8 protein-coding genes are annotated in these 8637 nt (G+C 50.0%); 6 read left to right on the plus strand and 2 right to left on the minus strand.

Going from position 1 to position 8637, the window contains the following annotated elements; genetic code table 11:
• Nucleotides 1-344, minus strand: a 344-nt coding sequence (locus ABYT30_RS11695; protein WP_373096610.1) for a TetR family transcriptional regulator, incomplete at its 3' end; no start/stop codon positions are given.
• 206 nt (nucleotides 345-550) lie between these two features.
• On the opposite strand from ABYT30_RS11695, the gene ABYT30_RS11700 reads away from it, so the two are divergent.
• Nucleotides 551-1717 (plus strand): alkane 1-monooxygenase, encoded by a 1167-nt coding sequence (locus tag ABYT30_RS11700; RefSeq protein WP_373081717.1) that lies wholly within the window; start codon nucleotides 551-553, stop codon nucleotides 1715-1717.
• A 62-nt stretch (nucleotides 1718-1779) separates the two neighbouring features.
• On the plus strand, nucleotides 1780-4329 hold the full coding sequence (locus ABYT30_RS11705; RefSeq protein WP_373096612.1) for a TonB-dependent receptor: 2550 nt from the start codon (nucleotides 1780-1782) through the stop codon (nucleotides 4327-4329).
• 70 nt (nucleotides 4330-4399) lie between these two features.
• Here ABYT30_RS11705 and ABYT30_RS11710 read toward each other — a convergent pair whose 3' ends face one another.
• Nucleotides 4400-5053, minus strand: coding sequence for a TetR/AcrR family transcriptional regulator (locus ABYT30_RS11710; protein WP_373096613.1), 654 nt, complete (start codon nucleotides 5051-5053; stop codon nucleotides 4400-4402).
• Nucleotides 5054-5146: 93 nt separating this feature from the next.
• Here ABYT30_RS11710 and ABYT30_RS11715 point away from each other — a divergent pair, with 93 nt between their 5' ends.
• The 4 genes from ABYT30_RS11715 to ABYT30_RS11730 form a co-directional block, all read left to right on the plus strand.
• Nucleotides 5147-6613: a flavin-containing monooxygenase gene (locus tag ABYT30_RS11715; protein WP_373096616.1), complete on the plus strand. Its 1467-nt coding sequence runs from the start codon at nucleotides 5147-5149 to the stop codon at nucleotides 6611-6613.
• 10 nt (nucleotides 6614-6623) lie between these two features.
• Nucleotides 6624-7490 (plus strand): SDR family NAD(P)-dependent oxidoreductase, encoded by an 867-nt coding sequence (locus tag ABYT30_RS11720; RefSeq protein ID WP_373081708.1) that lies wholly within the window; start codon nucleotides 6624-6626, stop codon nucleotides 7488-7490.
• Nucleotides 7487-8428, plus strand: a complete 942-nt coding sequence (locus ABYT30_RS11725) for an alpha/beta fold hydrolase (protein ID WP_373096618.1) — start codon at nucleotides 7487-7489, stop codon at nucleotides 8426-8428. The genes ABYT30_RS11720 and ABYT30_RS11725 overlap by 4 nt, the downstream gene beginning before the upstream one ends.
• An 86-nt stretch (nucleotides 8429-8514) precedes the next feature.
• Nucleotides 8515-8637: DUF808 family protein (locus tag ABYT30_RS11730; protein ID WP_373096620.1), on the plus strand; the 123-nt coding region annotated here is incomplete at its 3' end.

Genomic DNA, 8637 nt, shown 5'->3' on the forward strand with positions numbered 1-8637 from the left:
CGCTCTCGGGCAATGAGTATAAATAGCGCTTCGTTACCACGAATATAAGTAAAGGCGGCCTCTACCGACGCGGCGATAACATCTGCCTCAGTGTCAGCGTCACGTACGCCTTTCAATAAGGTTCTTAGCGCGCTGCCAACATCATTTACCAGTGCTAGACCAAGCTCCTCCATCGATGCGAAATGCCCATAAAAAGCTGGCGGACTTAGGCCGCAAGCCTTGGTAATCCGGCGCAAGCTTATTCCTGCTAATCCACTTTGATCCTCAGCAAGAAGCTCCAAAGCCGCATTCATTAATTTTTCACGATTTCCTTTGCGACTCTGCTTTGCCTTAACTGCACTCATACCTTCCTCGCCCGCAATGAATTTCTCCCCAACACCAACTCTCGGCCGTCATTATGTGTGAAACAGCGATAACAGAACAAGCCATCGCTCAGCCTGCAAGCTATGCGACACAGTATACATTACTCAAGCGCACATATTGACACATGTAAAGTTAGCCTCTAAAGTACAACTTTACATGCGTTAACTTTAGCAAAGGGTAATAATAAATGAGCATCGCTAGCAAAGAGCAATGGCAAGATCCAAAACGTTATCTTTGGTCCCTTGGACTTCTGGTACCACTACTCCCTATATTTGGTGCACTGATTTATCTCCAGACAGGACAGATATGGGGCTGGTGGCTAGCACCAGTAATCGTGTACTTCATCATTCCCGCTTTAGATTATTTTATCGGAACAGATCGCTCGAACCCGCCTGAATCAGCGGTTCGCCAATTGGAAGCAGACAACTACTATAAATTTATTGTTTACGCTTATATCCCTTTGCAGTATGTAGGCACCCTGATCACGGTCTGGTTCGCTTGTACTGAACTTGGCACTCTGGGGATCATTGCCGCTTTATTTAGCTGCGCCTATGTCAACGGTATCGGTATTAACACCGGCCATGAATTAGGCCACAAGCGCGATGCGCTCAGTCAGTTTCTTGCGAAGCTTGCCCTCGCCCCCGTGGCATACGGGCATTTCTATGTAGAGCATAACTTTGGTCATCATCGCCGCGTTGCCACGCCAGAAGACCCTGCAAGCTCCAAGATGGGTGAAAGTTTTTGGCAGTTTTTGCCCCGCACGGTTATTGGCAGCCTACGTTCTGCTTGTGAAATTGAGCGGGAGCGCCTCGGCCGCAAAAACTTAGGGTTTTGGCACTGGCGCAATGATGTGCTGCAAGCCTGGGCAATGACTGTCATTTTATTTGGTGGCTGCACCATGGTTTTAGGTTGGCCAGCGTTTGCCTTTCTCACCATTCAAGCGGCCTTAGGTTCATCTTTGCTCGAAGTTATCAATTATGTTGAGCATTACGGCTTATTGCGTCAAAAAGACGCCAACGGCCGCTATGAGCGGTGCCTGCCCAAGCACTCCTGGAATAGCAATCATATTGTTACCAACCTAGTGCTCTACCAACTGCAGCGTCATTCAGACCACCACGCCCACCCCAATCGCGCATTTCAAGCTTTGCGCCATTTTTCAGACAGCCCCCAGCTACCCTCGGGCTACGCATCAATGATGATGCTCGCTTACTTTCCGCCACTGTGGTTCAAAGTTATGAATCCGCGCGTTGTGGCTCATCACCGCGGTGATTTCAACAAAGCGAATGTACATCCAAGTAAGGCGGAAAAGCTCAAAACATATTTCAACTCAGCTAAATACAGTGTCGGCGCATAACAGCGCGATCAATATTATTCTAGATCATTCGGTGCCTCGGTGTGCCGACAATGGAGTTCACAATGATAAAAAAAGCATCCTTAGTGAGTTTAATTGGCGCTTGCGCACTACAAAGCCCAAACCTATTTGCCGCCCAGCTAGAAGAAGTTGTGGTAACGGCCCAGCTACGTGAACAAAGCCTACAAGATGTGCCGGTTTCGGTGAGCGCCATAAGTGGCAGTAAAATGATGGAGGCCGGCCTATCTAAAATCGAAGACTTACAGGCCTACGTGCCCAATTTCACCATGACTGAATCCAGTATCGGCACTGATATTTATATTCGCGGAATTGGCTCTGGCGAAAACCAAGGCTTTGAACAGTCAGTCGGCATGTATGTCGATGGGATATATTATGGCCGCGCCCAGCTTGCCCGGGCGCCCTTCCTCGATTTAGAGCGCGTCGAAGTACTGCGCGGCCCGCAGAATATTCTGCTAGGTAAAAACAGTATCGCCGGGGCCATTAATATCAGCACCGCATCACCAAGCGATGAAACTGAATTTTATATGCAAGGTACCTTCGAGCCTGAGCTAAACGAAAAGGTAATTGACTTTGTCGCCTCTGGCCCGGTTAGCGATAATCTAAGAGCGCGCTTTTCCATGCGCCAGCGCCACACCGACGGATTTGTCATAAACCAAATCCTTAGTCGGGACGAAGCCCAGCGCGACGAGGCAACATATCGCCTTAAACTCGCATGGGATATCGGCGACGACGCCGATGCTATGCTGAAGTTCGAACTTGGCAGCTTCGACGTCATTGGTCGTCAATCAGAAATTCTCACCGACTATCCCTCCGATTCCGACATATTTTTATTTACCGGCCGCACCTACGGTGAGATTTTAAACGACACCACCTTTCCAGACTTAGGCGCCGCCGGTGGCCTAGTCGGCTCGTTGCCAGCGGGTATCCGCGACTTAATCCAGCTACAAGATAACGGCTCGATTTTGAATATGCAGGCAGACGATTCGGTACTGGATGTTAAGGCCGATCGCAAACGTCACTCCAATGGCGACTTCAGTAATAACAACACCCAAAACGTCACCTTAAAAATGAACAAATATGTAGACGGCGATACTTTCACGTCTATTACTGCGTATATGGCCTACCAATACGATGAAGAATGCGACTGCGACTTCACCGGCGCACCATTATTCCAAGTTGTAATGGAGGAGGAATACGAGCAATTTAGCCAAGAGTTTCGCTGGATATCAGCACCCGGCGAAAACTTTGATATGATCGCCGGTGCTTATTTTCAATATAACGACGTTTATTTCTTTGACTCGATCGTACTGCCCTCAACGCTTATTCCTCAGCTAATTAATGCGGCAGATATATTGGAAGGTGGTGGCCGTGGCGATTACGACCCTGGCGCCAATGGCAGTACCGGTTTTGAATTGCTCGGCATAGGCGATGCGGGTAATTCGCTGATAGATATTCGTTCGCCGCGTGACTTTAAAAGTGACTCCATCATTGCCTCTACCTTTGTTCAAGGTACGTGGATAATGAACGACAGCTGGCGCCTCACCCTTGGCGGTCGCTATACCTTCGAAAAGAAAAGCGGCAGTCGCAAACTTGAGTTCGGCCTACCCGACGGCAGCCTATTGCCGATTGGCGAAACTGACACCGCAGCTGCAGTCACCTTCGCGGCGGAGCGTCACGACTTAGCGGGCAAACGCACCGAGTCACAATTTGCACCACTACTCAATTTACAGTGGGATATCAACGACGCCGCCATGGCTTACTTTTCTGCGCGGCGCGGTTTTAAATCCGGTGGTTACGATGCCCGATCAAACTCCTCGCCCAGTGCTGAGCCCACCGCAACGAATCCAACAGCGACCATCCCGAATCCACGAGTTTTAATTGGTAGCTTTGAATTTGAAGAAGAGCGTGCGACCTCCTACGAATTTGGCTTAAAAGCCAGCCTATTCGAGGGCGTAGCCGAATTAAACTCAGCGCTCTTTTACACCCAGTTCGACAATCTCCAAGTGAGCGTTTTCGACGGAACACTAGGCTTTAACGTGGGCAATGCAGCAGGCGCGGTTACTCAGGGCATCGAATTTGATGGCCGAATAGCGTTAAGCGAAAACATGATTTTAGGTGCCGGGCTCGCATTTTTAGACTTTGAGTTTCAGGACCATAAACTAGGCACCTGTATTCAAGACCAAATCCCAGACCACGCCAACGGTATTAACTGCGACTACAGCGGCAAAACCAATCAGTATGCCGCTGATTACTCCGGTAACGTGCTACTGGGTTACGAGCGCGATCTAGGTAAGTCACTCATCCTGCGCGCCAACCTCGATGCCATCTTCAGCGACGAGTATCACCCCTCGCCAAACTTGGATGATCGGGTAAAACAAGATGCCTTTATTCAGTTCAACGGACGTATTTCAATCTCGTCCAATGACGGCGTATGGGACGTGGCTCTGCTGGGTAAAAACCTTAGCGACGAACTCATTATTCTTTACGCAATCGACACGCCGGTCGCGAAAAAAGTGATTGCGGGTACCACTACGCACCACGGTTTCACCAACCCGCCGCGAACCTTTGCACTTCAAGCCTCATACCGCTGGTAACGATCAGATGCTTGCCGGTTTTGAGTTAAAACACTCAAAACCGGCTTTTTTGATATTCGCTAACACCTGCTTAGACTTCCTTCGGCAAGGTATTAATCAAACTACGAATCAATCGTCCATTCGCGCTGATCAAGGTTGCACGCGATGAGCGATAATCCTCCAAGAGCCAGTGCAGCGCGGATTGACTAATAGCACCAATCAACGCAATACCAGTGATCCGAGTCTCCTCTTCACCTAGCGGCCAGCCTGGCAAGATAGCTTTGCCGAGACCTACGAGTAAATCTGCGAATTGCTGAATACGGCCGGTGTACAGAGAGTCAATACGGGGACTCACACCCATAACCTCCAACCAGCACACCCTTGCCATACGCGCATTTTCAAAAGCAGTAAAAAAGGCCTCAAGACCGGCTTCAATTACACCACTCGCGGCTGCATTAATTGCAGTGATAACCTCAGTTTGGATCTGATCTAGCGACTCGGTATACACCGCCGCCAAAAGATCCTCGGTGTCTGCAAAGGTTTTGTAGAAATAGCGGTCGGTTAAGCCCGCTTGCTTACACAGCATTCTCACTGTGGTCGCGCGGTAGCCAACAGTGCCAAACAGCTCTAAACCAGCGTCCATAAATTGGCGACGCTGGCGCGCCAGTCGCACCTCGGCGCTCTCACCACCGTAGGTCCGGCCTGCCTGCTTATTTAATGGGGTATTTTGTAATTTACTGTCCATTCCAGCATTTGACGACAAGCGCCATCAGAAGTAAAGTGACGTCACCCGTCATCAGATAAATAATTAGCACGCCCCTTAGTGGAGAATAAATACATGGAAACACAACAACGCTATCGGGTTGTCATAATCGGGAGTGGATTCGGTGGCCAATGTGCAGCAATGCGCTTGCAGGAAAAAGGCATAAGCGATATTCGTATTCTAGAACGCCGCGACTATATGGGCGGCACTTGGTGCCAAAATAGTTACCCTGGCGCAGCGGTAGATGTGCAGTCACCACTTTATTCTATTTCCTCAGAGCCCTACCCTTGGACGCAAATGTTTGCCGAGCAAGATGAGTTACAGCGCTACACCAACGAGGTAATCGACAAGCACGGGCTACGTGAAAAGACCACGCTTAACGCTGATGTAAAGCAAGTGCACTGGGATGACGACATCAAGCACTGGCTGATCGAAACCGAAGGTGCAGGTAGCTTCGAGGCGCAGATACTAATTAACGCCACCGGCCCCCTAAGCACGCCAGTCGTTCCAGATTTCCCCGGCCGCGATACATTTAAGGGTAAAACCTTCCACACCAATAGCTGGGATCACTCTTACGATTACACGGGCAAACGGGTCGCGATTATTGGGAGTGGTGCCAGTGCAGCACAAGTCATTCCTGCCATTGCCGATAAAGTCGCTAAATTGCATGTTTTTCAGCGTAGCCCCCACTGGGTGCTACCACGCCCAGACCGAAAGTTTTCGCCTTTCCAGCGCAAATTAATCGGCATCAAATTGCTCTACAAGGCACTGCGCTGGTCAATTTATTGGAGCCTCGAAACGCGCGTTCTCGGTTTTAAATATTCAAAGACCTTGCTCAATCTGTTAGCTGGACGCGAAGCCTTAAAGCTCCTTAAAACACAGGTAGCAGATCCAATACTGCGCAACAAGCTCACCCCGGATTTTACCATTGGCTGTAAAAGGGTGATCCTGTCTAGCACCTTGTACCCGGCCCTATCCCGAAGCAATGTAACGGTGCACGACAAGCACGACGGCATTCAGAAAATAAATGAAACTGGCATTGTCACGGCGCAGGGCCAGCAAGTAGATGTAGACCTTATCGTTTGGTCAACTGGCTATGATGCTACTGACGGACTAATCTCCTACCCGGTTATTGGTAAAGATAAGAAACCTCTCTCAAGTTTTTGGGAAGAATACCCCCGCGCCTACTTGGGCACGACCATACCGGGCTTTCCTAATTTGTTTGTGGTCACGGGCCCCAACACCGGGATCGGTCATACCTCCGCGCTTTTCGTAATTGAGTCGCAAATAAAATACATCACCAACAGCATTCGTCACCTCGAGCAATCCGGCAAGCAAGCCATCGAAGTCCGCGAGTGCGCCGAAGATGAATATACCCAAATGGTTCATTCCGAAATGGAAAAAACCGTGTGGAAGTCCGGCGGCTGCACCAGCTGGTACCAAAGTAAAAGTGGTCATGTTGTCGCCATGTTTCCAGGCTTTAGTTTCACTTTTCGTCGTTTAGCGAGCCGCTTCAAATTAAAACATCACCTGTTCAGCTAAGGCCTAATCTATGAAAGATTTTAATAATAAACTGATTGTTATCACCGGGGCGGGCTCCGGTATGGGTCGTGCCTACGCCATAGAATTTGCGAAACTCGGCGCAAGGCTCGCGCTTAACGACTACGACAACAAAGGTCTAGCCGAGACTGTTGCTCTAGTGCAAAAACAACGCCAAACGGAGCTGTACAGCGCTAGCTTTGACGTCGCTGACCGCGCGGCGATGGAAATTTTCGCCACCGATGTAAAAGCCGCACTTGGTAACGCCCATGTCATTATCAATAATGCGGGTATATCCGGCGCTGGCAAGCCGGTCTGGGCAACACCGCTCGCCGACATCGAGCGGGTTATGGCAATTAACTTTTACGGTGTGGTTCACGGTACCCAAGTGTTTTTACCGCAGCTGATAGAAAATGGCGAAGGCGCCGTGGTGAATATCTCAAGCATTTTTGGCCTGATTGGACCACCCAATCACTGCGATTACAGCGCCGCCAAATTTGCCGTGCGTGGCTTTACCCAAGCCCTCATGGTTGAACTACAGAACAGCCCCATCAGCGTACACCTTGTCCACCCCGGCGGTATTGCAACCAATATTGCCAATGTCCCTCAACACCAAGCCTTTTCGAATAAGTACTTATCTACGCCACCTGAAGCTATTGCGCGCCATGTTATTCGCGGTATTCGTAGAGGTACGCCCAAAATCGTCTACGGCCGAGATTCACTAAAAACATGGATTGGATCAAACTTCGCGCCCCTCCGACTACTGAACAAACTTATTTGGCGGGATATGCGCAACGTCATTGATCGTAGCGACTATCCACTTCGCCCCACACCCAGCCCAACCATTGCCACCCCAATTAACAAAAGGAACACAGGATGAAGAAGCCCATTACACTTGCCGTCATCGCGCTGGCAACCAGCTTTGCCATTTGGGCTGGCGTCACCTACCCCCGCATTGGCGGCGACGTACTGCACTTAGCTCGCAGCGTTGAAACCGCCATCTACGGACTTCATCGCGCCGAGGTCGAGATCAGCGATAGCCGCATGATGAGCTGGCAAGGCGGCCCACAAAAAGCACAAGAAACCGTGATTATGATTCACGGCTATAGCTCAGAAAAAACCGTGTGGATGCGTTTTGCCAAGCACTTTACCGCCGATTATCGGGTCTTAATTCTAGACCTGCCCGGCCACGGCGAAACTGCCTTCGATCCCGCCCTGAAATACGACACGGTAAGCCAAGCTCGGCGTGTCGTCGAAGCCATGGACGCATTGAATATTGAACGCGCCCATATCGTTGGCAATTCCATGGGCGGCTTTATCGCAGCACAACTCGCACTACACCACGCCGATCGCGTGCAGAGCGCCGTGTTGATCGATGCCGCAGGCCTTGTTGCACCCCAAGAAAGCGATATGGCGAAGATGCTCGCTACCGGCCGCAACCCCTTTGAAATTCACAATCGCGACGAGTTTATCGAATTCTACGCCATGACGATGGCGCAGCCGCCGTGGTTACCCAGAATGATTTTGGACTATATGGCCGATGACTATATCGTTCGTCGCGAGTCCCTTACCCGCATATTCCAAGACTTTCACAACACCGATTTTCTTGATACGCGCTTGTCTGAAATCCAAGTGCCCATACTGATCATGTGGGGCGAGCGTGACCGCCTATTACATATAAGCTCAGCGGCGGTATGGCAAAACGGCATAGCCAATGCAGAACTCATCACCTACCCAGAACTTGGCCACATGCCGATGTTAGAAGCACCCAGCCAAAGTGCCACTGATGTTCTCAGGTTTCTAAGCAAGAACCGATAAACTCGGTCTCAGAGTTAGATGCGCTTTTGTAGTATGCTCAACAGCGGTTTTACTGACTCACATTTTAAATTAAAGGTATTTGACCAATGGCAGCGGGTTCTCTTTTAGCACTTTTTGACGATATTGCGACCTTATTGGATGACATCTCTGCGATGTCTAAGGTCGCGGTTAAAAAGACCGCAGGAGTATTGGGCGACGACTTAGCGGTA

The organism is Zhongshania sp., from assembly GCF_041623545.1.
Lineage (GTDB): Bacteria > Pseudomonadota > Gammaproteobacteria > Pseudomonadales > Spongiibacteraceae > Spongiibacter.

Excerpts from the sequence above, each read along its gene's own strand:
- ABYT30_RS11700 (WP_373081717.1), top strand. The coding sequence starts at position 551 with ATGAGCATCGCTAGCAAAGAGCAATGGCAAGATCCAAAACGTTATCTT.
- ABYT30_RS11705 (WP_373096612.1), top strand. The coding sequence starts at position 1,780 with ATGATAAAAAAAGCATCCTTAGTGAGTTTAATTGGCGCTTGCGCACTA.
- ABYT30_RS11710 (WP_373096613.1), bottom strand. The coding sequence starts at position 5,053 with ATGGACAGTAAATTACAAAATACCCCATTAAATAAGCAGGCAGGCCGG.
- ABYT30_RS11715 (WP_373096616.1), top strand. The coding sequence starts at position 5,147 with ATGGAAACACAACAACGCTATCGGGTTGTCATAATCGGGAGTGGATTC.
- ABYT30_RS11720 (WP_373081708.1), top strand. The coding sequence starts at position 6,624 with ATGAAAGATTTTAATAATAAACTGATTGTTATCACCGGGGCGGGCTCC.
- ABYT30_RS11725 (WP_373096618.1), top strand. The coding sequence starts at position 7,487 with ATGAAGAAGCCCATTACACTTGCCGTCATCGCGCTGGCAACCAGCTTT.